This window comes from Hahella sp. HNIBRBA332, from assembly GCF_030719035.1.
GTDB lineage: Bacteria > Pseudomonadota > Gammaproteobacteria > Pseudomonadales > Oleiphilaceae > Hahella.
In genome coordinates this window covers 771,465-798,462 of record NZ_CP132203.1, presented here as the reverse complement: position 1 = coordinate 798,462, position 26,998 = coordinate 771,465, and the positions used below count along the sequence as shown (strand labels likewise).

Annotated in this window: 23 protein-coding genes; 11 read left to right on the top strand and 12 right to left on the bottom strand. The window is 55.8% G+C overall.

Going from position 1 to position 26,998, the window contains the following annotated elements; genetic code table 11:
• The first annotated feature begins 21 nt into the window (after nucleotides 1–21).
• The 9 genes from O5O45_RS03825 to O5O45_RS03785 all read left to right on the top strand — a co-directional run bounded on the left by O5O45_RS03825 (nucleotide 22) and on the right by O5O45_RS03785 (nucleotide 8,519).
• On the top strand, nucleotides 22–948 hold the full coding sequence (locus tag O5O45_RS03825) for a DUF58 domain-containing protein (RefSeq protein WP_305903957.1): 927 nt from the start codon (nucleotides 22–24) through the stop codon (nucleotides 946–948).
• Nucleotides 948–1,412, top strand: a complete 465-nt coding sequence (locus tag O5O45_RS03820; protein WP_305903956.1) for a DUF4381 domain-containing protein — start codon at nucleotides 948–950, stop codon at nucleotides 1,410–1,412. The genes O5O45_RS03825 and O5O45_RS03820 overlap by 1 nt, the downstream gene beginning before the upstream one ends.
• Nucleotides 1,406–2,440 carry a vWA domain-containing protein gene (locus O5O45_RS03815; protein ID WP_305903955.1) on the top strand — a complete coding sequence of 345 codons (1,035 nt, stop codon included), beginning with the start codon at nucleotides 1,406–1,408 and terminating at the stop codon, nucleotides 2,438–2,440. Before O5O45_RS03820 ends, O5O45_RS03815 begins: the two co-directional genes overlap by 7 nt.
• Nucleotides 2,437–4,437, top strand: a complete 2,001-nt coding sequence (locus tag O5O45_RS03810) for a vWA domain-containing protein (RefSeq protein ID WP_305903954.1) — start codon at nucleotides 2,437–2,439, stop codon at nucleotides 4,435–4,437. The genes O5O45_RS03815 and O5O45_RS03810 overlap by 4 nt, the downstream gene beginning before the upstream one ends.
• The gene (locus tag O5O45_RS03805) at nucleotides 4,431–6,167 is read left to right on the top strand and encodes a BatD family protein (RefSeq protein WP_305903953.1); all 1,737 of its coding nucleotides are present in this window, start codon (nucleotides 4,431–4,433) and stop codon (nucleotides 6,165–6,167) included. Before O5O45_RS03810 ends, O5O45_RS03805 begins: the two co-directional genes overlap by 7 nt.
• Nucleotides 6,168–6,180: 13 nt before the next feature.
• Complete coding sequence (locus O5O45_RS03800) at nucleotides 6,181–6,783, top strand: DUF6940 family protein (protein WP_305903952.1); 603 nt, start codon at nucleotides 6,181–6,183, stop codon at nucleotides 6,781–6,783.
• A gap of 188 nt (nucleotides 6,784–6,971) precedes the next feature.
• Nucleotides 6,972–7,823: a substrate-binding periplasmic protein gene (locus tag O5O45_RS03795; RefSeq protein ID WP_305903951.1), complete on the top strand. Its 852-nt coding sequence runs from the start codon at nucleotides 6,972–6,974 to the stop codon at nucleotides 7,821–7,823.
• Between the two features lie 114 nt (nucleotides 7,824–7,937).
• The gene (locus O5O45_RS03790) at nucleotides 7,938–8,240 is read left to right on the top strand and encodes a hypothetical protein (RefSeq protein ID WP_305903950.1); all 303 of its coding nucleotides are present in this window, start codon (nucleotides 7,938–7,940) and stop codon (nucleotides 8,238–8,240) included.
• Nucleotides 8,241–8,303: 63 nt separating this feature from the next.
• Nucleotides 8,304–8,519: a dodecin gene (locus tag O5O45_RS03785; RefSeq protein WP_127969428.1), complete on the top strand. Its 216-nt coding sequence runs from the start codon at nucleotides 8,304–8,306 to the stop codon at nucleotides 8,517–8,519.
• Nucleotides 8,520–8,590: 71 nt separating this feature from the next.
• Here the strand turns inward: O5O45_RS03785 and O5O45_RS03780 are convergent, their stop codons facing one another.
• The 6 genes from O5O45_RS03780 to O5O45_RS03755 all read right to left on the bottom strand — a co-directional run bounded on the left by O5O45_RS03780 (nucleotide 8,591) and on the right by O5O45_RS03755 (nucleotide 19,217).
• Nucleotides 8,591–9,760: an FAD-dependent oxidoreductase gene (locus tag O5O45_RS03780; RefSeq protein ID WP_305903949.1), complete on the bottom strand. Its 1,170-nt coding sequence runs from the start codon at nucleotides 9,758–9,760 to the stop codon at nucleotides 8,591–8,593.
• Between the two features lie 259 nt (nucleotides 9,761–10,019).
• Nucleotides 10,020–10,493, bottom strand: a complete 474-nt coding sequence (locus tag O5O45_RS03775; RefSeq protein ID WP_305903948.1) for a VOC family protein — start codon at nucleotides 10,491–10,493, stop codon at nucleotides 10,020–10,022.
• Between the two features lie 190 nt (nucleotides 10,494–10,683).
• Nucleotides 10,684–13,332 carry a family 20 glycosylhydrolase gene (locus O5O45_RS03770; protein ID WP_305903947.1) on the bottom strand — a complete coding sequence of 883 codons (2,649 nt, stop codon included), beginning with the start codon at nucleotides 13,330–13,332 and terminating at the stop codon, nucleotides 10,684–10,686.
• Between the two features lie 211 nt (nucleotides 13,333–13,543).
• Complete coding sequence (locus O5O45_RS03765) at nucleotides 13,544–15,271, bottom strand: RICIN domain-containing protein (RefSeq protein ID WP_305903946.1); 1,728 nt, start codon at nucleotides 15,269–15,271, stop codon at nucleotides 13,544–13,546.
• Nucleotides 15,272–15,686: 415 nt separating this feature from the next.
• Entirely contained in the window at nucleotides 15,687–17,717 is a 2,031-nt protein-coding gene (locus tag O5O45_RS03760; protein WP_305903945.1) for a glycosyl hydrolase family 18 protein, read from the bottom strand.
• Nucleotides 17,718–18,587: 870 nt separating this feature from the next.
• On the bottom strand, nucleotides 18,588–19,217 hold the full coding sequence (locus O5O45_RS03755; RefSeq protein ID WP_305903944.1) for a hypothetical protein: 630 nt from the start codon (nucleotides 19,215–19,217) through the stop codon (nucleotides 18,588–18,590).
• Between the two features lie 390 nt (nucleotides 19,218–19,607).
• Between O5O45_RS03755 and O5O45_RS03750 the strand changes: the two genes are divergently transcribed.
• Nucleotides 19,608–20,642 (top strand): LacI family DNA-binding transcriptional regulator, encoded by a 1,035-nt coding sequence (locus tag O5O45_RS03750; RefSeq protein WP_305903943.1) that lies wholly within the window; start codon nucleotides 19,608–19,610, stop codon nucleotides 20,640–20,642.
• 103 nt (nucleotides 20,643–20,745) lie between these two features.
• Here the strand turns inward: O5O45_RS03750 and O5O45_RS03745 are convergent, their stop codons facing one another.
• From O5O45_RS03745 to O5O45_RS03720, 6 genes are all read right to left on the bottom strand, one after another.
• Nucleotides 20,746–20,946 carry a DUF2788 domain-containing protein gene (locus O5O45_RS03745; RefSeq protein WP_127969420.1) on the bottom strand — a complete coding sequence of 67 codons (201 nt, stop codon included), beginning with the start codon at nucleotides 20,944–20,946 and terminating at the stop codon, nucleotides 20,746–20,748.
• Nucleotides 20,947–21,058: 112 nt separating this feature from the next.
• Nucleotides 21,059–22,183 carry an SGNH/GDSL hydrolase family protein gene (locus O5O45_RS03740; RefSeq protein WP_305903942.1) on the bottom strand — a complete coding sequence of 375 codons (1,125 nt, stop codon included), beginning with the start codon at nucleotides 22,181–22,183 and terminating at the stop codon, nucleotides 21,059–21,061.
• Between the two features lie 61 nt (nucleotides 22,184–22,244).
• The gene (gene yaaA, locus O5O45_RS03735; protein ID WP_305903941.1) at nucleotides 22,245–23,015 is read right to left on the bottom strand and encodes a peroxide stress protein YaaA; all 771 of its coding nucleotides are present in this window, start codon (nucleotides 23,013–23,015) and stop codon (nucleotides 22,245–22,247) included.
• A gap of 2 nt (nucleotides 23,016–23,017) precedes the next feature.
• Nucleotides 23,018–23,281, bottom strand: coding sequence for a glutaredoxin family protein (locus O5O45_RS03730; protein WP_305903940.1), 264 nt, complete (start codon nucleotides 23,279–23,281; stop codon nucleotides 23,018–23,020).
• A 129-nt stretch (nucleotides 23,282–23,410) separates the two neighbouring features.
• Entirely contained in the window at nucleotides 23,411–25,363 is a 1,953-nt protein-coding gene (gene acs / locus O5O45_RS03725) for an acetate--CoA ligase (protein WP_305903939.1), read from the bottom strand.
• Between the two features lie 149 nt (nucleotides 25,364–25,512).
• Nucleotides 25,513–26,421 carry a LysR family transcriptional regulator gene (locus O5O45_RS03720; protein WP_305903938.1) on the bottom strand — a complete coding sequence of 303 codons (909 nt, stop codon included), beginning with the start codon at nucleotides 26,419–26,421 and terminating at the stop codon, nucleotides 25,513–25,515.
• Between the two features lie 127 nt (nucleotides 26,422–26,548).
• Between O5O45_RS03720 and O5O45_RS03715 the strand changes: the two genes are divergently transcribed.
• The gene (locus tag O5O45_RS03715) at nucleotides 26,549–26,986 is read left to right on the top strand and encodes a DoxX family protein (protein WP_305903937.1); all 438 of its coding nucleotides are present in this window, start codon (nucleotides 26,549–26,551) and stop codon (nucleotides 26,984–26,986) included.
• Nucleotides 26,987–26,998 lie beyond the last annotated feature (12 nt).

The window sequence follows — 26,998 nt, the reverse complement described above, 5'->3', positions numbered from 1 at the left end:
CTGAAGCGCCCACAGGACACAATGAATCAACATCGCGTTTATTGCCAATTGGATGAACTCATTCAACTGCGCATCGCCGCCGCCCGACTCAGCTTGCGCTTTGATCCGCGTAAATTGCAGCAACAGGCGGGGGCGCACTTGTCGCGCTTTCGCGGGCGCGGTATGGATTTCGCAGAGTATCGCCCTTATCAGGAAGGTGACGATCCTCGCTCCATTGACTGGAAAGTCACCGCCCGACGCAGTCGCCCGTTCACCAAAGTTTTTCACGAGGAAGTTGAGCGCCCGGTACTGATTCTGGTGGATCAGTCCATCAGCCTGTTTTTCGGCAGCCGTCGCGCCTTCAAATCCGTGCTGGCGGCGGAAATCGCGTCTCTGCTGGCCTGGGCCGGTCTGGCGCAAGGCGATCGTATCGGCGGACTGGTGTTCTCTCACCTGGGCCATCAAGCGCTAAAGCCGTCCCGACACCCCCGTCAGGCGCTGCGTATTCTGGAGTGCGTCAACTCGTTCAATCAGGCGCTAAGCCTGCAGCAGAGCGAGGTCAGGTTCAGTTTTAACGATGCGCTGCTGGAGCTGCGTCGTATCGCCCGCCCCGGCAGCCAGTGCTTTATTATTTCCGACTGGCGCCAGTTCGACGCCACCAGCAAAAATCTGCTGTTCGATTTGCGTCGACATAGTCAGGTGCTGCCGTTCCAGGTGTTTGACCCACTGGAACAGACCTTGCCCCCAGGCAACTTTCGCATTACCGACGGGCACTCCCACCTGGACCTGGACACTCGCAACGAGCGCCTGTCCCAGCGTCTGAAAAGTGAATACGAGCAGTGGCAAAACCAGTTGCTGCAGGAGCTCGCCTCGATCGGACTGGCCTGCGCCCGTCTCTCCACCTGGGAAGATCCGGCGGAGAAGCTACACCAGCTACAGTTCTCCAACGGCGCACGAGGAGCCGCCTGATGGACCCGACGCAGTCATTACAACTCCTGGATATCATGGATCCCTCGCCCACCGGCTGGTGGCCGTTGCCTTGGGGATGGTGGTTCGTGATTCTGGAATGTTTTTTCGCGCTGCTGGGGCTCGTCTGGCTCGGAATATGGCTGTATCGCCGTCACAAGCGAACCAAAGCCTCCCTGTCCGTCCTTGAACAACACTGGCGCGAGTTCAATGACCATGGTCGTCCCGGCGATTTTCTCGCTAACGTCAACCTCGTGCTGAAGCGTCATTGCCGCACCATGGGCTTAAAAGCCGCCCTGCCGCTATCCGGCGACGCCTGGGGAGCTTTCCTGAAACAACGTTTACCCGCTGGCCAGCACAGCCATATCGACGCCTACCTGCAAAGCCTGTACAGCCCGCGTCCCGCCTTACCCCCGGACGCCGCCTACAAGGCCGCGCAGCGCTGGATAAGGAGGCTGCGGTGCTAACGCTTGCCTGGCCATGGTTGTTACTGGCGCTTCCCCTGCCCTGGTTAATGAAAAAGCGCCATAAAAATGAAGAAGGGCGCAATCTGGCGTTGCGGGTCCCCTTCTATCAACAAGCCGCACTGGTGCTGGAAGGCGCCGACGCTGGTTCAAGCAACGCGCCCAGCGGTCGTTGGAGCGTGATATTACAAGTCCTGGCCTGGACTCTGTTGGTGTTGGCGGTTTGCCGACCACAATGGCAGGGTGAGCCCATTCCCATGGACTACGAAGCCCGCGATCTCATGCTGGCGGTGGATATTTCTCCCAGCATGCAGGAAACCGATTTGCAATTGAAAGGCTATCAAGCCACTCGCCTGGACGTCGTGAAGTCTGTGGTCACTAACTTTATTCAGGTCCGCCAGGGTGATCGCCTGGGATTGATTTTGTTCGGCGCGCAACCCTATATCCAGGCGCCGCTCACTTACGACCTGATCACCGTCGGCGAACTGTTGAATGAAGCCACTCTGGGCATCGCCGGCAACGCCACCGCCATCGGCGACGCCATCGGGCTGGCGATCAAGCGCCTGCGGGAGCGCCCCGCCGATTCCCGAGTGCTGGTGCTGCTGACCGACGGCGCCAACACCGGCGGCGAAGTCTCCCCTGAGCAAGCCGCCAAACTGGCCGCTGAAGCCGGCATTAAAATCTATACCGTCGGCGTCGGCGCAGATGAAATTATCCGCCGCGGCATCTTCGGTTATCGCAAGGAAAATCCTTCCGCCGACCTGGACGAAACCTTGTTGCAAAGCATCGCCGACCAGACCGGCGGACAATACTTCCGCGCCCGCAATACCGGGGAACTTGAGCTGATCTACGAATCCATCAACCAATTGGAGCCGATCAAACAGCAGCAACGCTTCTTCCGTCCTAAGACGGAGTGGTATTGGCTGCCCTTACTGGTCGCTGTCGCCCTGCTTTCATTCTGTTGGCTTGCGCCCGCCCTGACCGGGTTGATCCGCCGAAGCGCGCCGACGCAGTTTGAGGAAGCGCCATGATGGAGTTCCTAAGCCAGTTTCACTTCCTGCGCCCCGCGCTGTTATTGCTGGCGCCGGCATTGCTGGCGCTACTATTTCTTATGCGTCGTCGCAGAAACGGTCAAAACTCCTGGCATACCTTATTGCCGCCAGAGTTTCTCGCCGCGCTGAGCGAGACGCCGCCGCAAACCGTCAAGCGCAGCAGCTTCTGGCTGTGGCCGCTGATTCTTGTGTTGTCCGTCATCGCGCTGGCTGGCCCTACTTGGTCGAAGCAGGAAACGCCAGTCACCCTGAAGCAGGAAGCCTTGGTGGTCACTCTGGATTTGTCTCTTTCCATGCTGGCGACCGATTTAACGCCCAATCGCCTGACCCGCGCCAGACAAAAAGTGTATGACCTGCTGGACGCCCGCAAGGAAGGACAAACCGCCCTGGTGGCGTTTTCCGGCAGCGGTCATGTCGTCGCGCCGTTGACGGAGGACAGCAATACACTACGCGCCATGCTGCCTGCGTTGGACCCGTTTATCATGCCGGAAATGGGCAGCAACGCCGCCGCAGGTATTGAAACCGCCTTGAATGTGATCAAGCAGGCCGGCGCCGCCAACGCCCGTATTCTGTTGATCACGGACGGCGTGGAAGAAATGGACGTGCAGCCAATCAAGGATCAGCTCAGCAAAGCCGGGGTTTCAATATCCATACTGGGCGTCGGCACGGATGACGGCGGACCGATCCCCATCCCCAACCGGGGCTTTATCAAACAAGGCGATCAAGTCGTCGTGGCCAAGCCCGACTTCTCATTGATGCGTCAAATCGCAGACCGCCCTGGCGACCGCTTCACTAAAATGACCTTGGACAACGCCGACCTGCGGCGTCTGCTACCCAGCGCCAATACCACGAGCTTCAAAGACGCCAACGAAGACAACACGCTGCAAGGGGAACAATGGCATGACGCGGGTTATCTCCTGCTGCTGATCGTGATCCCTCTGCTGCTTTGGCAGTATCGGCAGGCTGGCGTCGCGTTGTGCCTGCTGGTATTGCTGGCGAAACCACAAGTCTCCCACGCCATCGAGTGGAACAATCTTTGGTCCACCCCGGATCAACGGGGCTGGGAGTATTACCAGGATAAAAAGTACGAAGACGCCGCAGACGCCTATGGCAGCCCGATGGGCAAAGGCGCCGCCTATTTCCGCGCAGGCGACTACGCGAAAGCGGAAGCGGAATTCGGCAAACTGGATACAGCGAAGGCCCATTACAACCGCGGCAACAGTCTGGCTTACCAGCAGCGCTACGAAGAAGCAATCAAAGCCTACGAAGAAGCGCTGAAGCGCAATCCAGAGATGTCCGAAGCCGAGGAAAACAAACGTCGGCTGGAAGAAATGCTGGAACAGCAAAAGCAGCAACAGCAACAGCAACAGAACAGCCAGGACCAGAATAAAGATCAGCAGCAATCCGATCAGAAGAACGCCGACCAACAACAAAGTCAGCAGCAGAATTCATCGGACTCGCAAAAGAATCAATCCGACTCGCAACAACCAAATGGGCAGCCTTCCGATCAGGACAGTGCAGGCCAACCGGGCCAGCAAGGCGGCAATCCTGCGCAGCAGCCGCAAAGTCAAAATGCGGACAAACAGGACGCCTCCTCCAGCCAGGACAAAGATACACAGCAAGACGCAGAGCAAGCGCAAAAAGCAGATAAAGAAGACAAAGCTGATCCTAAGGACGACGCATCCAAAGCCGCCAGCGCCGAGCAGCAAGAGGCCGAGAAGAAGGATGGCGACAAAGAAACCCAGACAGCCAGTCAGGGCAAGCCCGAAGAAGACTCCGACAAAGAACCGTCGGACGCGGCTTCCGCCGCCCAATCAGACAATAGTATTTCATTGAAGGACCAGCAAACGGAGCAATGGCTGCGCAGGATTCCTGACGACCCCGGCGGCCTGCTGCGCAGAAAGTTTCTGCAGCAATATCAACAAGGCTCGCGTCCTTCCTCGTCCAAACAAGACAGCGGTAGACCCCTATGGTAACTCCTGTAAACCGGTTTTTATGCCTGCTTATGCTATGTGTACTCAGCCTGGGAGCCTGGGCGGAGGACAGTCTCAACGTCAGTGTGGACCGTCAGGAAGTCAGACAGAATGAATCCTTACAACTGACGATCACCAGCAAACTGGAAGTCGACTCCGCCCTGGACTTCTTCAACTTGAACACCCTGTCCATACCGCAGCCGGATGTCGGCGAGCTGGACAAAGACTTCGAGGTCATGGACCGTCAGCAAAGCTATCGGGTGCAGATCGAGAACAACAAGAACAACTCCGTCATCACCTGGGTCTACACCCTGCTGCCCAAACGCAGCGGCGACCTGGAGATTCCAGCGGTCAAGTACAAAGACAATGAATCTCAGTCGATCGCCATCAAGGTAGTCGACACCAGCCAGCAAGCGGTGGCGAAGGAAGAAAAGCCCGTCTTCCTGGAAGCGGAGGTGGACAACAAGTCCGTCTACGTGCAACAGCAACTGATCTACACTATCCGCCTGTTTTACAGCGACGATATGCTGCGGGGCGAGCTGACGCATCCCGACCACACGGACATCCTGGCCAAACAGCTGGGTAAACAGAAAGAGTACACTCGTTACCTGGGCTCCCGCCGCTTCAGCGTGGTGGAGCGCCAGTACGTTATTTTCCCGCAGAAAGCCGGCAAGATTGTCATTCCCGAGCAGATCTTCACCGGAACGCTGGCCCAGCGCCGCATTGGACGCCGTTTCTACAGCGAGGAAAAGTCGCCCGCCGTGGAAATTGACGTCAAAGCGCCGCCCGCCTCTTTTTCCGGCAAGCAATGGGTGCCGGCGCAAAGCCTGAGCATCCGCGACGTATGGAGTGATCCAGCGCGTGAAATCAAGGTCGGCGACTCCTTAACCCGAACTATCAGCGTACAGGCGTTAGGCATCGAAGGCGTGCAGATCCCCCCACTCAATAGCGTCAGTGTGGACGGAGTAAAAGTCTATCCGGAGCCTGAAAGCATCGACACGGAAGAGCACGCTGCAGGCGTCACCGGCCAACGCAAGGAAACCCAGGCCCTGGTGGCGATCAAGCCTGGGACCTACACCCTGCCCGCCGTCAGTATCCCCTGGTGGGACGTGACCAACGATGTGGAGCGCGTGGCGACGTTACCGGAGCGCACCATTACTGTATTGCCAGGCGCGCAATCCGCCGTTGCCAATACGCCTACCGCACCGTCGCAGACAACGCTGACGGACGACAAGACCGACTTAACCTTGGACTCAACGCCTGAACCGTTGTCCACGCCCGCTCCCGCTTCCTCAGACAGCGGAGTTTTCTGGCCCACCCTATCCGGGCTGTTGCTGATCGCCTGGCTGGCCACGATATACGCCTGGTGGCGCAAACCCGCGATCGTGAAACCTGTGATGCGGGAGCACCCACGCCAAGGCGCCCGGCATATTGAGCTGAACCAATTGAAAAAGCTGGCGAAGAACGATGTCGTCAAGTTTGTGGACCTGTATACGCGCTGGCTGCAGCAAGCCGCCCTGGAACAGCGCTATGCTCACCATGTGCTCAATCAACTGCGCGAACTCAGTCGAGAGCCGCTCAACCAACTGCAGCGCGACCTTTATGGACCGAACGCCAGTGCCGCTAACACGGATTTAAGCGAGTTGGCGCTGAAGTTAGCGGTAAACAGCGAGCAGGCGATCAAAGCCGAATCCAACACCCAGGGCGAGCCCGCGCCCTTGTATCCCACTTAGGCCGCTCACCGTCATGGTGGATTTCAGCGTAGAAGCAACCCGACTCGCACACTATGACGGCTGTCGGTATGCTCTGTTTCATCAAGGAACCCCGTTCAGCTATCTGGAAGCTTTGCAGTTTCTGGAGGAGAACCCAGCGTTCCGAGCCTTCTTCAATTCAATTTTCGCCTCCGTCGACAGTTCAGGCTATTTCTGGGAGTCGCCACCACTATCCAACGCCAATGAGAGTCAGGCATGTGAGTTCGTATTGATCAACAGCAGTCCGCTCGCGCGCCTGCAGCCGGACTGGCGGCCTTTCGCCAAGCCGTTTCGCACCTCTCGACAGTCCGATCTGGTGGCTGCGTTCAATAATCTGGGCGGCGACGCCCGACTGGTGTCGCCCCGACCGCAGACGAAACAGTGCGACTACGCTCATCTGGCTCGCTTTATCCGCAATGCGCCGCCGCAACAGATCGAGGCTTTCTGGATATACCTTGCCCGGGAGACACTGGCGCGCATCGGCGAGCAGCCCGTCTGGCTCAGTACCGCGGGTCTTGGCGTGTCCTGGCTTCATGCGCGCATCTGCGTCACGCCCAAATACTATCGATACGCGCCCTACGCAGCGCACTCCGGGTAATTCCACGCCCGGAAATATTTCCATCACCTGCTAAACTAAATAGATGCGCAGTATTCTCTGTGTCTACCAGTGACTGAACTCCTTCTTCATTCGCAATGGCCTGAGAGAGTCGTCAGTCCCTGATCCAGCGGCCAGCAAGGGATGTTGTCAATGGAGGGTCCCGGTATTGACGCTTAGAGGCATATTAATTGACTCACATACTTTTTCTAACGCAGCGCTACTTGGTCGGACTGATCTGTCTGCTGACCGCTATCTCATCTGCGCCAGCCTGGGCTCAAAAAGAAACCGTTAAGCTCAAGGTCGCTCATTTCGTCGAAGCCGGCAAAGACGGCGCTTACTACAGAGAACTCATCGAAAGCGCACTGTCGCAGGCGGGCTACGAGTACGAAATCGTCACCTCGCCGCCGTTCCCGCAGAAACGCGTGATTCAGATGCTGGACAAAGGCGACGTCACCATCGCCTGGATGCTCCCCACGGCGGAGCGCGACAGTCAACACGTCCGGGTGCCTGTCCCCATCACCAATGGCCTGATCAGCAAGCGGATTTTGCTGATCCCCGAAGGTCGTCAGGCTATTTACGATCAGGTCCGCGACCTGGAAGATTTTCGCACCCTGAACAAAGTGGCGGCGATCGGCAAGACCTGGTACGACCGACGCGTCTGGGAGCATAATCGCCTACCAGTGATGATTTTCGATGGCGACTGGACCGCCGCTTTCCGACCGCTGGCCCAGGGAAATCGCGGCATCGACTATTTCCCCCGGGGGGCGAACGAGATTATCCGTGAGTCACACAAATACCCCGGCCTGGATATTGAGAAAAACCTGCTGCTGCAATATCAAAGCGACTTCTATTTCTATCTTTCTCACGACGCCCAGGACCATGCGGACGCGATGACGGACAGTATGAATCGCGCGCGCAGCAGCGGTTTGATAGACCGCTTAATACAGAAATACTGGGGAGAGGATCTTGCCGAACTGAACCTGTCGCAGCGTAGAGTTATCCACCTGGACGCGCCTCCCGAGGAAATCCCTTCACCTTGAGCGACGCGCCTTCCTCGCCTCTTTATCACGCCCTCCCCTCGCCATGATCAAGCCTTCAAACCGGGGCGCTTAGGGTTTATCCTTGCAGCCCACAACATCAAAGGGTTCAGAATTATGAGCAACGTTAAATACAAAGTGGACGGCGTGGAAGTGAGCGCCGAAGAGTTTCGCCAGGATGAAGACAGAAGCGCAGCGGAAGACTTTCTGGTCAACGCCTATCAGGAGACTTTGGGCGACATGGTCTGCTCCGAACACGGCGAAAAAACCGGCTACGAATTGAATTATGAGTCCGAGAGCGGTCAGTGCAAAATCCGCACGGAAGCCTGCTGCGAGACCTTCGACCGGAATCTTAACATGGCGCTGATGATGAAGATGTCCGAGCAGGCGGAAGCAAGCCGTTCCGACGACGACATTTAAGCAAGGGCATTTCTTGCTACACTGACGAAGGAGCGTCCGTCACAGAAACAAAGGAGAGTTCACATGTCAGATCATCATACCTACAAGAAAGTGGAAGTGGTCGGTTCATCTAAAAACAGCATTGATGAAGCCATTCAAAACGCCATTCGGGAGTGCTCCCGCACCATCAAGCATCTCGAATGGTTCGAAGTCACGGAAACCCGCGGCCATATCGTCAACGGCGAAGTCGGCCACTTTCAAGTCAGCCTGAAAGTCGGCTTCCGTATCGAGAACAGCTAAGTTCCAGCGGGAATACCGACCTGCGATCCATGCTTCAGGGCCCTCAGGGGCCCGGCATGCGGCGGCGCAAGCTAAGCATTCAAAGGCAGACCACGCCCCCAAAACTGCGCTATCCCTTTGGCGATCTCTGCGAAGTTTGAACTTTTGCTGCTGGCGTTTCTCGCCTCGCAAAAGGATGCATCTGTATTAAACAGCGCTGCGGCCAGGGAGCGCCCCGCCCGAATGATATCCGCCGTCTTTTCCGAGCGCAAAGCGGTGAAAGCCGTAAACGCCGCATCCAGGTCGCGGGGATTTTCTTGCAGACAGTTCGCCAAATGCCAGGCGTCCTCCAATGCCTGACAGGCGCCTTGCCCAGACGTGGGCAGCGGCGCATGGGCCGCATCACCGATAATGATCACATTGCGCTTATGCCATAACCCGATAGGATCATGGTCATGCACATAGACCTTATGAATGCTCTCAGCGGGCGTTTCTTCAATAATCTTAGCGACAAGCGACGGCCACGTAGAGAAGACGGATAGCAGCTCCTTTTTGTACAGCTCCGGATTGCTCTTTTCTATGGACTTGCTGACTATCGCTCCCGCCCAATACGCCGCCCGTTTGCTGACCGGCACAATGCCGAAACGTTCCCCCACGCCCCAGTAATCACGCACCGCCATATCAGTGAAGACATCCTCTTGCGCTTCATAGACCCCAACCCAGTTGATAAAACCCTGGTATACCGGCCGACTGTCGCCATGCACGTAGCGCCTTGATGGAGAGTCCATTCGCCCGTCGGCGCCGATGACCACATCAGCCATCGCCTGCGCGCCATTTTCGAAGCGGATGCAGCTCCGGTCCCGCCCCTCTTGTTCAAAATCCGCTACCGCATGGCCATAGCGAATTTCGACTCCCAACGCATCGAGCTTCTCCAGCAAAGCCCTTTGCAGATCCCGCCGCAATACAGACAGGCTGGGATAGCCCATGCGCCGATTAATATCGAAAATATCCACGGAGCCAAGCTCCTCGCCGTGATGGGAAAGTCTACGCATGTGCGTGGGGCGTCCGGATAACGCAGCAATGTCATTCAGAACGTCAAGCTGATCGAGCACATAGGCTGCGTTTGGCCATATCACAATGCCCGCGCCGACATCCGTTGGCGCTGAACGACGCTCGTATATCGCCACGTCAAAACCCTTTTGCGTGAGCGCAATCGCCGTGCTGACGCCCGCGACTCCGCCACCCAGTATGGCTATTTTCATCTCGCGTTTTCCTTCTGATTCGATAAGTCCCGTCGCAGACGCAGGTCATGCGCATGACCGTCCACCACGCTAAGGCTTCGATAAAAACACGTCCACCGGTGAATAAAAACACGACTTTAGGTCAGGCCGCCGCTTACCAGAACAATCATCCGAAGTGATTGGGGGGAGTTAACAAGGGGAGACAGGGAGAGACAGGAAAAGAAGTGAGAAGCAGCCGGAATCCATTACACGAGGACTCCGGCATGCGTCCTTATGTGCGTCAGCTTTGACTTTCCATAAATTTTTTCGCCCGCTCCGCCAGTTCCTGCTCACTGAGGTCTTCAACATGGGTGGCGATATGCCAGACATGACCAAAAGGGTCCTCCAGGCTGCCACTGCGATCACCGTAAAACTTATTCTCTATCTGAGTACGTACTTTGGCGCCGGCGGCTAACGCTTTGGCGAAGGTAGCGTCGACATCTGGAACGTACAGCATCAGGCTCACCGGACTACCGCCCAAAGTCTGAGGGCCAAAGCACTGCATATCCGGGTATTCATCAGCCAGCATTAGACGGGAGTCGCCGATCTGGATTTCCGCGTGTCCGACAGCGCCGTTTGGGCCATTGATGCGGAGCGTTTCTTCTGCGCCGAAAGCCTGCTTGTAGAAAGCCAACGCGTCAGCGGCGCCTTTAATAATCAGATAAGGGGTGACGGAGTGAAAGCCGTCGGGAATGGGTTGCACTTGTTTGCTCATGGGATCTCCTTGGCAGGGTTGCTTCGTATCCGAATACAAGCGCCCTATTCTTACACCTACCGCGGCGACCTATGATAGATCCGGAACTGGCATTGTCCGCCTGATTGAAAGAGTGCGCAAGCAACAAAAAGACACCCCGGAGTTCCCAGCAAAAACTCCGGAGTGTAGGTCAAGAATTACCAATCCGCGGCTAGTTCAACTCAACTGTGCGGCTGGCGCGACCCGAAGGGGTAAATGTTTTGAGTTTAACGCCGCCGCTGACAGCGACAGGCCCGTCATACAGTGGCGATTCGGTTGTTGGCTCGGAGCCGTCCAGGGTGTAACGGATCTCCAGACCGGGGAAGGACAGGTTCGCTTCCAGCATGCCGTCAGCCACCTTGGCGCCAGGAGGCGGTACGCGGAAGTCATAACCGCCGTTCCAGCTGTCCAGACGCTTGAGGTCATAGGCGCCGACCCGCGCGGCGAATCCGCTCCAGGCTTGATTCAGTCCGCTCAAACGTTGCGCCTGATCCGCCTCGTTCGCCCAATCCGGTTGCGGCGACCACCCCCTCTCCGCCAATCCCAACAACTTGGGCAGCGCCAGATAGAACAGGTCAGATTCTGTTTTCACGTTCTCGCTCCACAGCTCGCCCTGCACGCCGAGAATCATGTCCTGCTTGTCCGCCGCCAGACGGGTGCGATCATTCCACATATCGTCCGTCAGCGGGTTGCCCATGCGATCCACCCATGCGGCTTTGAATACATCCATCGGCGTGAATTCATACACGCGACGGGTGTCCACAAAACCGGCCCAGTAATAACCGGGTTCTTCCGGGTCTTTCTGGTAAGCCAGATCGAAGTACAGGTTGGTGGCGTTGGCCAACACGACAGGGTAACCGGCGTTAGCCAGCTTGTAAGCGTTGTCTTCCGTGCCCCAGCCCCACACGTTGTTCCAGACATACGGAATCATGATGCCGCCGACAAAATGCGGATTGACCACTTTGCCGCCGTCTTCATGCATGAACGCCAGTTCTTCCCAGCCGGCGATCTTGGTCCCGTGGGCGGCGACAATGCCGGTCACCGTGGCGTTGAAGAAGCGGTTCAGCATTTCCACGTCGTCCGCGCTCAGCTCTTCTGAACCAAACATACGGGTACAGGCGGGAGATTTCTTCCAGACGCCCGTCGGCACTTCGTCCGCCCCCACATGGAAAGCAGGCATGCGCAGACCAGCCTGACGGTACATACGCGACACCTCGCCGACCACTTTGTCGATGAAGAAGTATGTGGTCGGCAAACATGGATTCACGACGTTGTCCTTCCAGCCCTGCACAGACTTGTATTCCGATTTGTCCTCAGGATCGCTCAGCAGGAAATTTCTGCCCTGATATGGCTTGCCCGCGTCGGCGAACTGCTTGGCGCGGGATTCCATGGATTTGATCGCCGCTCTGGCATGACCGGGCAGGTCAAACTCCGGCACCACTTCGATATGACGCTCCGCCGCGTAACGCAGCAATTCAACGTATTGCTGACGGGAGAAATAACCGGAGCCGTTATTGCTGCCTGCGAAAGGTCCAGAGCCGAAGGATGGAACCAGATGATCCAGCTCGTTCTCGGAATGTCCCCGTTTACCGCCGACAGTGGTCAACTCAGGCAGGCCGGGAATCTCCAGGCGCCAGCCTTCATCATCGGAAAGGTGCAGATGCAGTTTGTTCAGCTTGTACAACGCCATGACGTCGATAAGCTTTTTGACGCTTTCGGGCTGGCTGAAATGCCGCGCCACGTCCAGATGCATGCCCCTGTACGAAAAACGCGGCGCGTCGGAAATTTCTACAACAGGCAGACGCACAGGCAGTCCGCCGCCCTGGTAGGTTTCCAGAGGAAGCAGGCCCAGCAGCGATTGCACGCCATAGAACATGCCCGTAGGCGAGTCCGCCGCGATGCGCACGCCAGAAGCCGCGCTGGTGCTCAACTGATAGCTTTCATCCGAGCCAGGACGCCCGTGATTTTGCGCGCCTTGCAAGCAGATAGCGTTAGCCGCGTCTGCGCAGCGGCGCACTACTTCCACCGGCACGCCCAGCGCCTGCAGCTGGCTTTGCAGATAACGCCCTTCACGCATGAAGCGACGATCGAAGTAGAGTTTGAAAGGCGCTGCGACAGTGAGGCTTTCCGCCTCATTCACAGTCATGGAGGCCGGCGTCGGCAACAGCGTTGGGCCGGTTTGCGCCGCCGCCAGATATTGGCGGTTGCGCTCAAAGCGCACTTCCGGCGTGTCCAACGGCATATTGTCGCCATCAAAGCGTTGCGTTTGCTCTGGCGTCGTTTGCGCGCCCAGCGTCACATCAGTGATCGCCTCAACGCTCTGGCCGCCAGCGCCGTCGTTCTTAACGATATAAAAGCCGGCCGGGGCGTCGGACTTACTGATCGCCCAGAAGCTGGCTTTAAGTTGAACCTTGAGAGACTCCCCCGCTTTCAGGCCAGTGAAGCCCGCCGCCGGAGTCAGTTTGAAATAATCGCCGTTGATATGCTCGACATTGAATTGATCCGACGGCGTCACCGCCAATACGTCGCGCACAAAATTAAAATAGATGGTCCACCCGGACGCTTCCAGGTCCGTGGCGCCGCGGTTATGGATGGTCAAATCCGCAAGGAAGCTGTTATAGCTGTCCTGCAGATTGTCCGTCACTTGCCAGGTCACCCCCAATTCCGACACCGTCTGCGCCGACTGCTGCGCATCGAAACCTGTGGGCGCCGCAGCGGCATGCAGAGTTTCCGCCATAGTGTTTTGCGCCTGCATCGCGGCCAGCATGGCCACACACAGAGATAAACGCTTCAGGCGGGTTTGATTTCCTCGGTATGTCATAAGAACGTTCTCCTTTATATGCCCTTGGAGGCGTTGCGTTGTTACACATTGTTGTTATCTATTCAGTGCCGAACGCTGTGCCGACCAACCTTAACTGCTAACAGGCGGGCCGCGGTTTTAGCCCCGCCGGCGACCGAAGTCGCGGCGGGGGCTTTCTTGTTGTTAACGAGATACTGTCTTAATCCGTCCATACTGAGGAAAATCGTTTTCCTCAGTTTTTGCGGTACACCCTCACGTAATCCACTTCCATCGATTGCGGAAACACGGTTGATCCATTCGGATTGCCCGGCCAGTTGCCTCCGACAGCAAGGTTCAGAATCATATGGAAGCGTTGGTTATACGGCGCGGGATACGGCGCCGCGGTGGAGTACCAGCTGGTTTGCGTCTGATAGTGTACGCCGTCGATATACCAGCGAATTTCATTTTCCTCCCATTCCAGCGCGTAGGTATGGAACTGATCCACCACGCTGGAGGAAGGCGCCATGTGATCGCCGGTGTGGGTATTGTTGGGCCACTCGCCGCCGTAGTGCAGCGTGCCGTAGATATTATTGCCGCCAGCCCCTTTCAGGTTGACCGCCTCCATGATGTCGATCTCACCACTGGCCGCCCAGCCGCCATAGACCCAGTCCGTCGGCAACATCCAGATGGCCGGCCACATGCCCTGCCCCCATGGCAGCTTGGCGCGGATTTCAAAACGGCCGTATTTCCAGTCGCCTTTGTTGAGCGTACGCAGACGGGCGGACGTGTAGTCACGGGTCCCTTCGGGTCCTGTGTAGCGCTCTTTCAGCGCCTGAATGTGCAACTTGCCGCCAGATACCCAGGAGTTTTGCGAACGCGCAGTGTAGTACTGCAACTCGTTATTACCACCGCCATTAGCGTTGACTTCGTGCTCCCACTTGCCCAGGTCAATGCTGTCGCCATTGAACTCATCCCGCCATACCAGGGTCCATCCGGGCGGATCAGTGGGATCAGTAGGATCGCCGCCTTTGGCGAAATTGATGTAATTCAGGTTGATGCCGTCAGTCAGGAAACCAACTTCCAACTGATGCGCCCCAGCTGACAGGTTCGCATTGAAGCTGATATCCGCCCAGTTTTGCCAACCGCCTGTGTTAGGAACCGCCAGCGCGCCGCTGACGTCCGAGCCGTCTAGCTTCACGACCACCTGTTTACCTACGTAGATGGAAGCGACTCGTAAGGTGACTTTATACTCGCCGGATTCGGCGGCGTTCAGGTTATAACGCAGGTATTCGCCAGGCGCCGTCCAGCCGACATTGAAGCCACCGTCCTGATCCGCCGTCGCTTCGATATCCACATCGTCCTGACGATAACCGCCGCCGGTGTTCCCTGGCGTGGTGTCGGAGAAAGCGCTGTAATCCTCGGCTTGAATCTTGCCGGGAATGGACGCGCCAGGAGGCGTGGGGCCGCCATCGGTCATCAGATAGAAACGCTGATGGTCGCCGCTGTTCCAGTCCCATTGTTGCAACCTGACGCCTGGCTCGACGCTGGCTTCCTCGATATCCAGAGACTTGCCGCTGCCGCTATTGATGATGCGGAACTCATTATTGCCGAGACCTTCAAATTTGAAGCGCTGCGCCCCGGAGCCATTATCCGGCCATTGCTGCAGCCCGGCGCCGTTAGCGGTGGAAGCGGACTCCACATCCATCGCCAATCCGCTGTGCATAGCCAACAACCGGTAGGCGCCGCCGCCTGCGGGCGTAATTTTCCAGCGCTGATTATTGCCGTCATGGCACTGCCATTGGACGATGCGCGCGGCCTGTTGCGTGGAACCGCTCCACACATCCAGACATAAGCCGCTTTTCTTGGATTTTATCTGATAGACCCCTTCCGGAATCTCCGCATTGGCGACGAAACTGCCGCAACCCGCGACGACGATGGACACCGTCATTAGCGCGGAAGCCGGCCAGTGTTTCTTATTCATCGAGTTCTCCTTATTTATTGGTTTTTTGAATGGAGAAACCAGAGCACTTTTTCGGATAGACACTTCAACTCTTCCAGAAGGAAAAATGCGCTGACTTACCACTCTTTTGCATGAAAGCGTTTTCATTTTTCACTCGTTGGACAAAAGCAGTCAATGCCGGTTTAGTGTTTATCCGAAAAAATGTTGATTACCGCACGCGATCTCATCGCTGTGCTTTGGAAACCGAATGGGGGCTTAGCCCATCCGGTTTAGCGTTACGGCTACTACTTGATCTAAGTCAGTGATGATTTAGCTACGACCTTCACTGCTTGTGACAACCATCACTGGTTAAAATCGTCACTAGTCAAAATCGTCAGTAGTAAAAACCGTCGGTAGTAAAAAAAGGGGGTAGTGCCGATTCTACCCCCAACAAGGGCTACTGTTGCGGATGCCCCAAGCCTTCATGAACGGCGTTGAGGATATTTCCGTTATCCGCATCGACTTCCCAGGTGAATATGCCGGCGAGACCTTTATCGCGCGCATATTCGCCTTTAGCTTTGACAGAACGGGCGTTATCGAAGGTGATCAACGAGCCGTTGGAGAAGTTCCACAAGAATGGCGCTTGCGCCTTTTCATCGTAGAAATACTTGTAGCCGTCGATGCCCTGACCGTTGGCGCCGCCCAGGAACTTCTGCTCAATGGCGCGGTAATCCAATACGCCGTCTTCCCAAGTGCCTGCATGCTTGCCGCCGCCAGTTCCTGCGAATGGATCAGTTTCCGTCCCGCCGGTCACGCCTTTCCACCCACGTCCGTACATGGCTGCGCCCAACACCAGTTTGTTGGCAGGCACGCCAGCGCTCATCAGGTTATTGATGGTCGCGTCAGAGCTGAAGCCTTCGTGGATCTCATGATCGCCTGCATACAGACCGGTCTGATGACCCAGTTGATTGTTCCAGCCGCCGTAGTAGTCGTACGTCATAGCGAAGACGTAATCCATGTACTGCACCGCAGTGGAGTAGTTCACGGAGTCAATCTTGCTTGGCGCGGCGCCTACCGCCGAAGTTAACTGGTATTCTCTGCCGGTTTCCGCTTCCAGCGTATCCAGCGCTGCGCGCAAGTCACGCATCAGCTCCGCGTAGCCATCGCGATCCTGAGGCGAGCCCAGACCGGTGTTAGCGCCGCCGCCGCCAGGGTATTCCCAGTCGATATCAACGCCATCAAAAAACTTATAGGTCTTCAGGAAGTCGACCACTGAGTCGACGAACACAGCGCGCTTCTGTGCGTCGTTGGCGAAGTAGAAGAATGGATCAGACAAAGTCCAGCCGCCAATGGAGGGCAGGATTGTGATGTCAGGGTTGGTTTTCTTCAGACGTCTCAACTGACCGAAGTTACCGCGCATGGGATCATCCCACTTGTCGCCGGGGTAGCTCTTCTCAAGCGCCGCGAAGCGGTCGTGGATGGTGACAGTGTAGTCAGCTTGGTCGCTACATTCGTTCATCAGAACGGAGTGGCCTTGCGGGTTCGCCTGACGAAGTGATTCGTTAGGTCCGCACACCGCGATAAACGCGTAAAGCAAATGAGTCAGGTTTTGCGCCGGTATTTTCTCTACCGGGAAGTTGCGGCCGTAGACGCCCCACTCAACAAAGTAAGTGCCGACAACGCTGCCTGTGGTGTTCTGATAAGGCTTGTTGTTCTCCATCAAGGGCTTCGGCCAGCCAGTGGTGTCGATCGGATCATCGGAGCCATTATCGCCGCCGTCTCCGTTATCTCCACCGTCGCCATTGTCACCGCCGTCGTCGCCTCCGTTATCCCCGCCATCGCCAGGGCAACCAGACGCATCTACCAATTCCCATGGGCCCCATTCGCTGGCGCCGGGTTCATCGCCTTGCGTCCACCATTTGGCTTTGTAAACAGCGCCTTTGTGGAAGACTTCCTTACCTTGGGTGTAAACGGTGGCGGAGCTCCAGGCTGGCGCGCTGGCGTCGCAATCATCGCCGCCGTTGTTGTTGCCGCCAGTGTCGCCCCCGGTGTCACCGCCAGTATCGCCACCGTTATCTCCTCCAGTGTCGCCGCCGTTATCTCCTCCAGTGTCGCCGCCGTTATCACCGCCAGTATCGCCACCGGTGTCTCCACCATTGTCTCCGCCGGTGTCGCCTCCATTATCGCCGCCAGAATCACCGCCGTTATCTCCACCGCCGTCACAGTGGTCTGGCTCTTCATAACGCCACAAAGAACCAACCGCCGGCGTCCAGCCAGCGCCCAGATGAGCGGTGTGGTTTACTAAAGCGGAGTAAATGCCGGAGTTGTAAGTAACATACTGACCGGCGGAGTAATTTCCGCCGTCCTGCCAGGCGCCGGACACCTGGCTGCATTCTACGCCCCAGGAGGCCTGGGATGCGGCGATGAGACCCGCACAGAGCGCGGTCTTCATAAAGCCGGATTTGCTGTGTTTTTTGTCCATATACATAGGATCGTCCTAAGGTTATCGATTCGTTATTAGAAGTAGGAAAAGTCCGTTCGCCATCTTAACGATCACAATCGGCGCAACTCCGGCGCGCGCTCCATCTATGAAGCCTCATCAACCAGAGCTTTTCTCCCGTTCGCCCATCAGCCGACGCTACACAACCCATCACTGAACGAAAGCGCTTTCATAACGCAATCCAACCTGGACTTAATAGTCGCCCCTTTTTCGGAACCTCTTTTAAATTTTCCTTTTTCTCTCCGAAAATCAGGTCGCATTGCCCTATGTATTCCTCACAATATCCGTAAGCGGCAAATCACAAAAAAGCGCAAGGAAATGCTTTCATATACCAGATAATACCTATTTGAGACTTTCAGTCAATTTAAAAATACCATTTAGATACCACAAAAGTGATAACTAGTTCCTATATTCCAATATGGTAGTTTTTTGGTATTTAAATTGCTTAACTGTCATCTTCTGTTTTTTCTAACAGGTATGCATGCGACGTACCAAGGCGCATACCAGTGTAGGCATTCCCCCTGCCAAGACAATCCGCCCAAGAGCCTAGTCAATTTGTGTGAACAATCGCATACCGTGACAATGCCTTATATTTCAATCGCTCGGCGTTAGTGTCCATATCACGCCGAAAGTTGCAGGCAGAAGATAATCACATCAATCAGGAAGAAAAAGTGGTCTTATTGGTCAACAAAAATGGTATTGAAAGACCACAACCAACCCAGAATTGGACTTATGGTCGAGTTGAGGCGGGAGAAGTAAAGAGAAAGATTTAGACGCAGGCGGACAGCCCCTATAAAAAAGAAAAGCCTCCAACCTTACGGCGGAGGCTTTTACACAAGAGAGTTGGCTTGCGGCTAATTAGAACAACGCAACCAGATTCACGCCAACGTGGTTGCCGCTGACTTCTTCACTAGACCTAACAGACATTGTTCTGCCGCCGAAAGTTGCTGTATCCGCTTCGTACTTCTCAGAAACGCCACGAACGTTCAACCAAATATTGTTGGTTACTTGATAGCCAGCTTCAACAACAAATCCAACTGTAGGCTCGAAATCAACCGTAGCGGTATCGCCGTTAAGCTCTATTTCCAGCTCTGGGCTCGCTACATAGCGGACACCTGCGCCGAAACGCCAATCTTGAACACCTGTGTAAAATACCACTGCTTCAAGAGGAATGCGGTCAAATGTCGCATCGCCATTTTTTGCGCTGGCATGGTCAAATTGATAGTTAAAAGTCAACTGGGCAGCGATAGGCTGCTCTTGAGACTGCCACAACACGCCCACACCAAGGTTAACCAGGCCGCCGGCTTCCAACTTGGCAGTGTCGCCATCAGTGTACTTAAATTTCGCCAGTTCATCTCCGCCAAAAGTGAAACCACCAGTCAGAGCAAAATACAGGCTGCGGGAATCTTGAACTTCTTCCGCTTGAACAGACATACAGGAAACGGACAGGGCTGCGACAGCCAGCGCATTAACAACAAAGGACTTCATTAAACTACCTTAAGGGGATGTACCCGTAACTACAAAGAACACCCTCAGAAACGAGGGGAATATAAAAGGGATGCGCATTATATTTAGCTCCGCGAAAAAGTGAACACTTGTTAACAATTCTCCCACAATACAAGTCTATCTGTATGGTTCAGGCTAAACTTTCACTTTTTACGTAAAAATACCTAATTTTTACCGTAAAATGAGTGGACATAAATTTCCAGCCAATTAGACTCCCTATGCCGCCATGTCGCGCTATACCCCTTGCGCGACAGGACCCTCTGTTTATCCGTATGCCCTCACGAGGGGCCGAACCGGACTCATCAACATACAAGGAAGTGGAATGATTATTAAAACCTGCCGGACGACGGCGACGAATAACAAGGAGCAACAGTGAAGAAATTGACCTTGAAAGATGTGGCGTCGGAGCTGGGTGTATCAACCGCGACCATATCCAACGCTTATAACCGGCCGGACCAACTATCGGCCAAGTTGAGGAGCCATATCCTCAAAGAATGTTTGCGACTGGGCTATAACGGCCCTAACGCCACAGCCGCCAGCTTACGTCGCGGCACCAGCGGCATTATTGGCGTCATGGTGGCGGACCGATTGCACTTTAACTTTACCGATCCGGTCGCAAGTCAGTTTCTGCAGGGCGTCGCCGAGGTGTTCGACAGCAACGGCGTCAACATGTTCCTGCTGCCTACCCGTGCGGATTATTACAAGCACCGCTCCATTGAATCCGTACCCGACGCATTTATCATGTACGGCCGCCCCAATGACGAAAGCATCGTAGAGCGCATTCTCCAGCAACAGAAAACGCTGATTACCGTCGACTTCGATCTTGGCGAGAGCCATGCCTCCATCAACGTGGACAATTTCAGCGGCGCCCGGGAAAGCGCGGAACACGCCTTTAAACGATCAGACGGCGAAGCGGCCATTATTGGTCTGCGCCTGCTTGACCTAAATGAGGTGCGGCGCATTAAAGACGCCGAAATGTTTGGGGATGATATATCGATTTCAAGACGCCGTCTCAACGGTTACCTCGCCGCCGCGGAGGCGATGGATCGACACATTCGGCCGGAAATGATCTGGCATACTCCCGACAGCAACTTCCAGAACGGTTATCAGGCTGCTCGCGAAGCCTTGTCCGCCCGTCCGCGTCCACACATTTTACTGTGCATGAGCGACCGTCTTGCTCTGGCCGCGATCCAGGCCAGTCTGGATCTGGGCTTCAAAGTCCCGGACGACGTTAAAATCGTTGGATTTGACGACATTCCGGACGCGGCGCACTGGCGTCCCAGCCTGACGACGGTCCACCAGCCCAGCGTCGCCAAAGGGCGTCTGGCCGCACAAGCGGTTCTGAAAGGCGACACCAGCAACAATCGATTGCTGACAGCGCAGCTGGTAGTGCGGGAATCCTGCTGACCTGCCCGCCTGGACAATTTCTCTCCAGATAAACAGATTGCAAAAGTATTAAAAAAGCCGCCGCGGACTGCTCCGGGGCGGCTTTTTTGAAAATCTCAGGCGACTACACGTTCAACACTTCAACCAGAACGGTTTTGATCACAAAGCCCAGCACACCCAGTCCCAATGCAGTGAACAGGATAAAAGTACCAAATTTGCCTGCTTTGGAGCGCTTCGCCAAATCGTAAATAATAAAGGCCATGAAGCCGACCAACACCGAAATTAAAACCACCAGGCTCAGATTTTCAAACTGCTCAACGGACATAAATTTCTCCTCCCAAATTCGGGGCCCATTATACGCAGCAAGGTTAATAAGTAAACAGACAAAGAACCGGGTCGCCTAAAGCTAAAAGTTATATAGCCCATCACTCCGCTGGTTATTGCAGCCGCCCCTGTAAGCCACTCCAAAGTATGTCCGCAACCACTTTATGGCCGGCGGGTGTGAAGTGCCCTTCATTAGGATGATACCAATCCTCCCCACCCTGCTGCGCCTGCTCACTCAGCTCCGCCGCTACGTCCAGAACCGGTACGCCCATCGCTTCAAACCCTTGCTTCAGGGCGCTGCGAACAAACTCCTGATAATAGGCCGGCAAAGAACGGGTCTGAGCGATATAAGAGCGCCCCGGCAGCAACGCAACCATGAATGCGTTGTCCCCTTCGCCGACAGTTTCCGCCTCTTTGCGCATCGCACTCACCAGGGTCTGCATCAGTTGCAAGTCGGGTTCGAATTTCTCAGCGAAATGTGAGCGATACTGCTCAGGATCATCCATCAAGGCCAACAGCCGCTGACCGATTTGCATAGCGCGCAGGCTGCTTTTCCAGGCGGATTCAGGCAAACCTCGGGTCATTTCGCTGGAGAATGTATAAGGATAGCCTGCCGGCTTCGGCGTTTGCGGTACAGGCGTATTATTCAGCTCCAGCTCGCCGTTGTTCAGAGAGAAAAAAGGCTTGCCGTATATCGCCTGCAAGGGATACGCAAGGCGATTGTCCAGCAGATCGTTGCCCAGGTAGACCACCAATAAGGTCTTGCTTGGTTTGAACTTGCTCACCAGGTCCCGGTACAGCAACAATTGCTGGTCGGTACTATAGCCAGGCGTTCCAAAATTGGCGAAACGCCACTCCGGGCTGCGGCCATTCAGCAGATCCGTGAAAGTCTCGCCGTCATTGACGCCCAGCCCGAATACGAAGCTATCGCCCACCACCGCCACTTTTTTATCCGCCGACAACGTGGATACCGGCGTGCGCAGCCCCAGCGGGTTGGTCTGATAATGCACCTTGAAATCCTGGTGCTCGTGAGTCCCACTCCAGCTTCGCGCCAGGCGCCACCCCAGCTGGGCGTCGTATTGCAGAAGTCCCGGATCCATTTTTTCACTGGCGGCGGCCTGTTTCGACAAGTAGCCCAGAGCGAACTCGACGCCTGTCAGCCCCACCGCAACGGCGATCATCACAGAGATCAGAGTAAAGAGGATTTCTCGCTTGGGTTTGGTGGTGTTTGCACTCACGTGGATCAACTCATGTCATTAAAGTTCGTTGTTTCCGCTGGCGACGCCTCGAACGCTTCGCTCAGTGGTCCCGGGTAAACGCCCATTGCGCGCCGTCGGACAACGCAGGATTGTAACTATAGCCGTCCGTATCAAAGCTTTTGATATCTTCAGGGCGCTGCAACTGATTTTGCAGTATGTAGCGGGTCATCATGCCTCGCGCCTTTTTCGCCCAGAAACTGACGACCTTATACTTGCCGCCCTTCATGTCCAGGAATACCGGGGTAATCACCGGCACGGCAAGCTTCTTCTCATTCACCGCCTTGTAATATTCATTGGAGGCGAGGTTGATCAGCACATCCGCCCCTGTCTCCCGCGCTTCTTCGTTGAGCGACTGAGTCAAGGTATCGCCCCAGAAACGATACAGGTTCGCGCCTTTAGGATTTTGCAGACGAGTTCCCATCTCCAAACGATAGGGCTGCATCAGATCCAATGGACGCAAAACGCCATACAGGCCGGACAGTATGCGCAATTGCCGCTGCGCAGTGTTTATGGCGCCCTGGCTCAAGCTATAGGCGTCAAGGCCTGTGTACACATCGCCCTTGAAGGCGAACAGCGCCTGTCTGGCGTTGTCGCCGTCGAACGGCAGCGACCAGGACTGATAGCGGTTGGCGTTCAGCGTCGCCAGTTCATCACTGATGCCCATCAGTTCACTCAGACGCCAGGGCTCCTGTTGCTTGAGAATATCCACCAGCTCAGCGCTCTGGGGAAGAAAGCGCGGCTGTGTATTCTCAGTGGTGGGAACGGGAGTTTCGTAATCCAGCGTCTTGGCTGGAGATACAACAATCAGCATCTTTACCTCAGGTTCTGATTCAGAAAATTCACAAAGGCCTGATGATCGAAGGGCCAGGCCAGTTCCGCCTGGGTCTCCGCGCAGGCGAGCACTGGAATGCGTTCGGCGTACGCCGTTATCAAATCATCGCTGTCGCTGATATCGACCTTCGCAAGGGCGATAAAGTTCAATGCGTCAGGATTGGCTTCCAACACATCGTTGATTACCTCTTCCGCCACATCACATAAATGGCAGCCAAGGGTTCCGTACAACTTGAAAGTGCGCATAGGCGGTTGTTCCAGCGGGCGGCTTAATAGAAACAGGCGGCTATTCTAGCCCGGATTATCCGGCGGGAACAAAAAAAGCCCCTCGCGCCTGACGGTGGAGGGGCTGTGTTGTCATTTCAGAAGTCTGGATCAGGCCCTGACGCGATTACTGATCAGATCATCCACAACCGAGGGATCCGCCAAAGTAGAGGTATCGCCCAGGGAGTCCGTCTCGTCCGCAGCAATCTTCCGCAAAATGCGCCGCATGATTTTGCCGGAACGCGTCTTCGGCAGGCCTGGCGAGAATTGAATTACATCTGGCGTCGCAATAGGGCCAATTTCCTTGCGCACCATCTGTTTCAACTCATTCAGCAGTGCGTCGGAAGGCTCGAAGCCCACGCCCAGGGTGACATAGGCGTAGATGCCCTGCCCTTTGACGTCGTGGGGAAAGCCCACTACGGCCGCTTCCGCCACCGCGTCGTGCTCCACCAGCGCGCTTTCCACTTCAGCGGTGCCCAGACGGTGACCAGAGACGTTCAGGACGTCGTCCACGCGACCAGTGATCCAGTAGTAACCGTCTTCGTCGCGACGGGCGCCGTCGCCAGTGAAATACATACCGGGATAGCTGGAAAAATAGGTCTGCACAAAACGCTGATGATCGCCGTAAACAGTTCTCATCTGGCCAGGCCAGCTGTCAAGCAGCACCAGATTGCCTGATACAGTCCCATCCAGCAACGCGCCCTCGTTGTCCACCAACGCAGGTTTAACGCCGAAGAAAGGTAGCGTGGCGGAGCCCGGTTTCAGCGCAGTAGCGCCCGGCAGCGGGGTGATCAAAATACCGCCGGTCTCGGTCTGCCACCAGGTATCGACGATGGGGCAGCGTTTTTCACCGACGACATCGTAATACCAGTCCCAGGCTTCCGGATTGATCGGCTCGCCGACAGTACCAAGCAGTTTCAGTGCTTTGCGGGAGCTCTTCACCACCGGTTCGTCGCCCAGACGCATCAGTGCGCGGATTGCGGTAGGCGCGGTGTAGAATATATTGACGTTGTGCTTATCCACCACTTGCCAGCAGCGGGAGGCGTCAGGATAGTTCGGCACGCCTTCAAACATCAGCGTCACGGCGCCGTTCGCCAGCGGTCCGTATACGATGTAGCTGTGACCTGTGATCCAGCCCACGTCTGCGGTGCACCAGTAGATATCGCCGTCTTTGTAGTCAAAGACGTACTGGTGAGTCATAGAGGCGTATACCATGTAGCCGCCAGTGGTGTGCAGCACGCCCTTGGGTTTGCCGGTGGAGCCGGAGGTATAAAGGATGAACAGCGGATCTTCCGCCGCCATTTCTTCCGGCGGGCAGTCGGTTGACGCATTGGCGACGGCGTCGTGATACCAGACGTCGCGACCTTCACTCCAGTTCACTGTATTGCCGGTGCGTTTGACCACCAGCACTTTATCCACTTCCGCGCCTTTGCTGGCGGTAATCTCCGCTGCGGCGTCGACATTCTTTTTCAGAGGCACGATGCGTCCGCCGCGCACGCCCTCATCCGCCGTGATGACGAAGCGGGACTTACAGTCCTCGATGCGTCCGGCCAACGCTTCCGGCGAAAACCCGCCGAACACCACTGAGTGCGGCGCGCCAATCCGTGCGCAGGCCAGCATCGCCATGGCGGCTTCTGGAATCATCGGCATGTAGATGGTCACTACGTCGCCTTTCTTGACCCCCATGTCCTTCAGTGCATTGGACAGTTTGCAAACCTTGTCGTAGAGCTCTTGATAAGTGATTTTGGCGTCATCGGCGGGGTCATCGCCTTCCCAGATGATGGCGGTCTGCTGCGCGCGTTGCGGCAGGTGGCGATCAAGGCAGTTATAACAGGCGTTCAATGTACCGTCGTGGAACCAGCGGATATGCAGGTTCTGCTGCGAGTAGTCGACGTCTTTAACTTGGGTGTAAGGTTTGATCCAGTCGATTCGCGTTCCATGCTGCCTCCAGAAACCTTCCGGATCCTCGATGGATTCCTGATACATGCGCAAGTAGGTCTCTTTGTCGGCCCAGGCGTTTTTTGCAATGTCGGCCGGCGCAGGATGGGTTTCGTGTGTACTCATAAACTCCCTCTATCTTGGTTTGCGATCTTTGTTATCTAATTATGTGATCCTGGTTAACAGTTATTATTCGGCATTTTTTATTCAAGTCGTATCATAGATAAAACTACGTACGACCATTGTATAAGCAAAGTTCGCCCTTGAACGGGCAATCATACTAAGGGAGGAGTCGGTGGATTGGTACCGAAATAAACCTTGGCCTCCTCCACGAACAGTCTCACCCGCACGGACAGGTGTCTGCGATGGGGATATACCGCATAAACGGCGGAGGCTTCCGGCCAGTATTCCTGCAACACCGGGCGCAATTCCCCGGACGCCAGCTCATCGCCGATAACGAAGGCCGGCAGACGCGCCAATCCCATTCCGGCCAGCGCCAGCTCTTTCGCCGCCCGTGCGCTGTTGACGCTGACGCGCTTATGTAAAGGCAACCGCGCAATGCCGCCCTCCTGCGCCACAGGCCAATAGTCTCCCCCACTGTAGTTGCTATCGAAGACCACTCTGTGTCGCATCAGGTCCGCTGGCGTCTGTGGCGTCCCCTGACGCTCCAGATAGGTTGCGCTGGCGCACCAGACGACAGGAATATCCGCCAGTTTCTGAGCCACCAGACTACTGTCCGGCAGATAGCCAATGCGCACCGCCAGGTCCACCTGCTCCTCCAGTAGATCGACATAACGATCCGCCAGACGAATATCGAGCATCAGCCCCGGATATTTCTCCAGCATGGCGGCTACAAGCGGCATCAAGTGAATTTCCGCAAACGAGGTGGGGGCCGCGACCCGCAACAGACCTTCCGGCTCGCCGTGCTCATCCCGCACCCGCGCTTCGATGTCATCCAGTTCATGCAATAAGGGCGTGACGCGCAAATAATACGCTTCCCCGGTTGGCGTCAATCTGACCTTGCGGGTGGTGCGATAGAACAAGCGGGCGCCAAGTCGGTCTTCCAGTTGCCCGACGTATTTACTCACCAGCACTTTGGATAATTTCAGCTTCCTGCCGGCGGCGGAAAACCCGCCTTCCTGCACCACCGCGCAGAACGCCTTCATCGAGGTCACAGTATCCATAATAGGAACAACTCTATTGTTAATGTATCGTTAACAGTGTTATCACAATACGATCAATTGTTAGCCATTAAAAGAGAAATCATACTGTCAGCAACTTAACTCAATTTACTCTTTCGGAGCTTCAGTCATGATTAATACCGCTACCGCCCCCTACGCCGCCTTGATGTTGCGCTTGTCCCTGGGCGCGATGTTCATCGCTCACGGCCTGTTGAAACTTTTGGTGTTCACCCCTGCTGGAACTGCTGGATTTTTCGGTTCTCTCGGCCTGCCCGGCTGGTTTGCTTATCTGGCGATCCTGGCGGAGCTGGGCGGCGGCGCATTGCTGGTCATCGGCTATCGCACGCAATGGGTGGCCCTGGCGTTGACGCCGATCCTGTTGGGAGCCATCGTTTTTGTGCATGGCGCCAATGGGTGGGCGTTCAGCGCCGAGGGCGGCGGTTGGGAATATCCTGCATTTCTGTTAGCCGCGTCTCTAGTGCAAGCCCTGTTGGGTGACGGCGCTTTCTCCTTCCGCGACCTTGTCAGTGGTAAATCCGTCCATCGCACCGCATTGCGCCAGTCTTGATCCCAAGCATGG

What these genes read in the sequence shown, in the direction of transcription:
- O5O45_RS03825 (WP_305903957.1), top strand. Translation starts at nt 22, where the DNA reads ATGAATCAACATCGCGTTTATTGCCAATTGGATGAACTCATTCAACTG.
- O5O45_RS03820 (WP_305903956.1), top strand. Translation starts at nt 948, where the DNA reads ATGGACCCGACGCAGTCATTACAACTCCTGGATATCATGGATCCCTCG.
- O5O45_RS03810 (WP_305903954.1), top strand. Translation starts at nt 2,437, where the DNA reads ATGATGGAGTTCCTAAGCCAGTTTCACTTCCTGCGCCCCGCGCTGTTA.
- O5O45_RS03805 (WP_305903953.1), top strand. Translation starts at nt 4,431, where the DNA reads ATGGTAACTCCTGTAAACCGGTTTTTATGCCTGCTTATGCTATGTGTA.
- O5O45_RS03800 (WP_305903952.1), top strand. Translation starts at nt 6,181, where the DNA reads ATGGTGGATTTCAGCGTAGAAGCAACCCGACTCGCACACTATGACGGC.
- O5O45_RS03790 (WP_305903950.1), top strand. Translation starts at nt 7,938, where the DNA reads ATGAGCAACGTTAAATACAAAGTGGACGGCGTGGAAGTGAGCGCCGAA.
- O5O45_RS03785 (WP_127969428.1), top strand. Translation starts at nt 8,304, where the DNA reads ATGTCAGATCATCATACCTACAAGAAAGTGGAAGTGGTCGGTTCATCT.
- O5O45_RS03780 (WP_305903949.1), bottom strand. Translation starts at nt 9,760, where the DNA reads ATGAAAATAGCCATACTGGGTGGCGGAGTCGCGGGCGTCAGCACGGCG.
- O5O45_RS03775 (WP_305903948.1), bottom strand. Translation starts at nt 10,493, where the DNA reads ATGAGCAAACAAGTGCAACCCATTCCCGACGGCTTTCACTCCGTCACC.
- O5O45_RS03770 (WP_305903947.1), bottom strand. Translation starts at nt 13,332, where the DNA reads ATGACATACCGAGGAAATCAAACCCGCCTGAAGCGTTTATCTCTGTGT.
- O5O45_RS03765 (WP_305903946.1), bottom strand. Translation starts at nt 15,271, where the DNA reads ATGAATAAGAAACACTGGCCGGCTTCCGCGCTAATGACGGTGTCCATC.
- O5O45_RS03760 (WP_305903945.1), bottom strand. Translation starts at nt 17,717, where the DNA reads ATGTATATGGACAAAAAACACAGCAAATCCGGCTTTATGAAGACCGCG.
- O5O45_RS03755 (WP_305903944.1), bottom strand. Translation starts at nt 19,217, where the DNA reads ATGAAGTCCTTTGTTGTTAATGCGCTGGCTGTCGCAGCCCTGTCCGTT.
- O5O45_RS03745 (WP_127969420.1), bottom strand. Translation starts at nt 20,946, where the DNA reads ATGTCCGTTGAGCAGTTTGAAAATCTGAGCCTGGTGGTTTTAATTTCG.
- yaaA (WP_305903941.1), bottom strand. Translation starts at nt 23,015, where the DNA reads ATGCTGATTGTTGTATCTCCAGCCAAGACGCTGGATTACGAAACTCCC.
- O5O45_RS03730 (WP_305903940.1), bottom strand. Translation starts at nt 23,281, where the DNA reads ATGCGCACTTTCAAGTTGTACGGAACCCTTGGCTGCCATTTATGTGAT.
- acs (WP_305903939.1), bottom strand. Translation starts at nt 25,363, where the DNA reads ATGAGTACACACGAAACCCATCCTGCGCCGGCCGACATTGCAAAAAAC.
- O5O45_RS03720 (WP_305903938.1), bottom strand. Translation starts at nt 26,421, where the DNA reads ATGGATACTGTGACCTCGATGAAGGCGTTCTGCGCGGTGGTGCAGGAA.
- O5O45_RS03715 (WP_305903937.1), top strand. Translation starts at nt 26,549, where the DNA reads ATGATTAATACCGCTACCGCCCCCTACGCCGCCTTGATGTTGCGCTTG.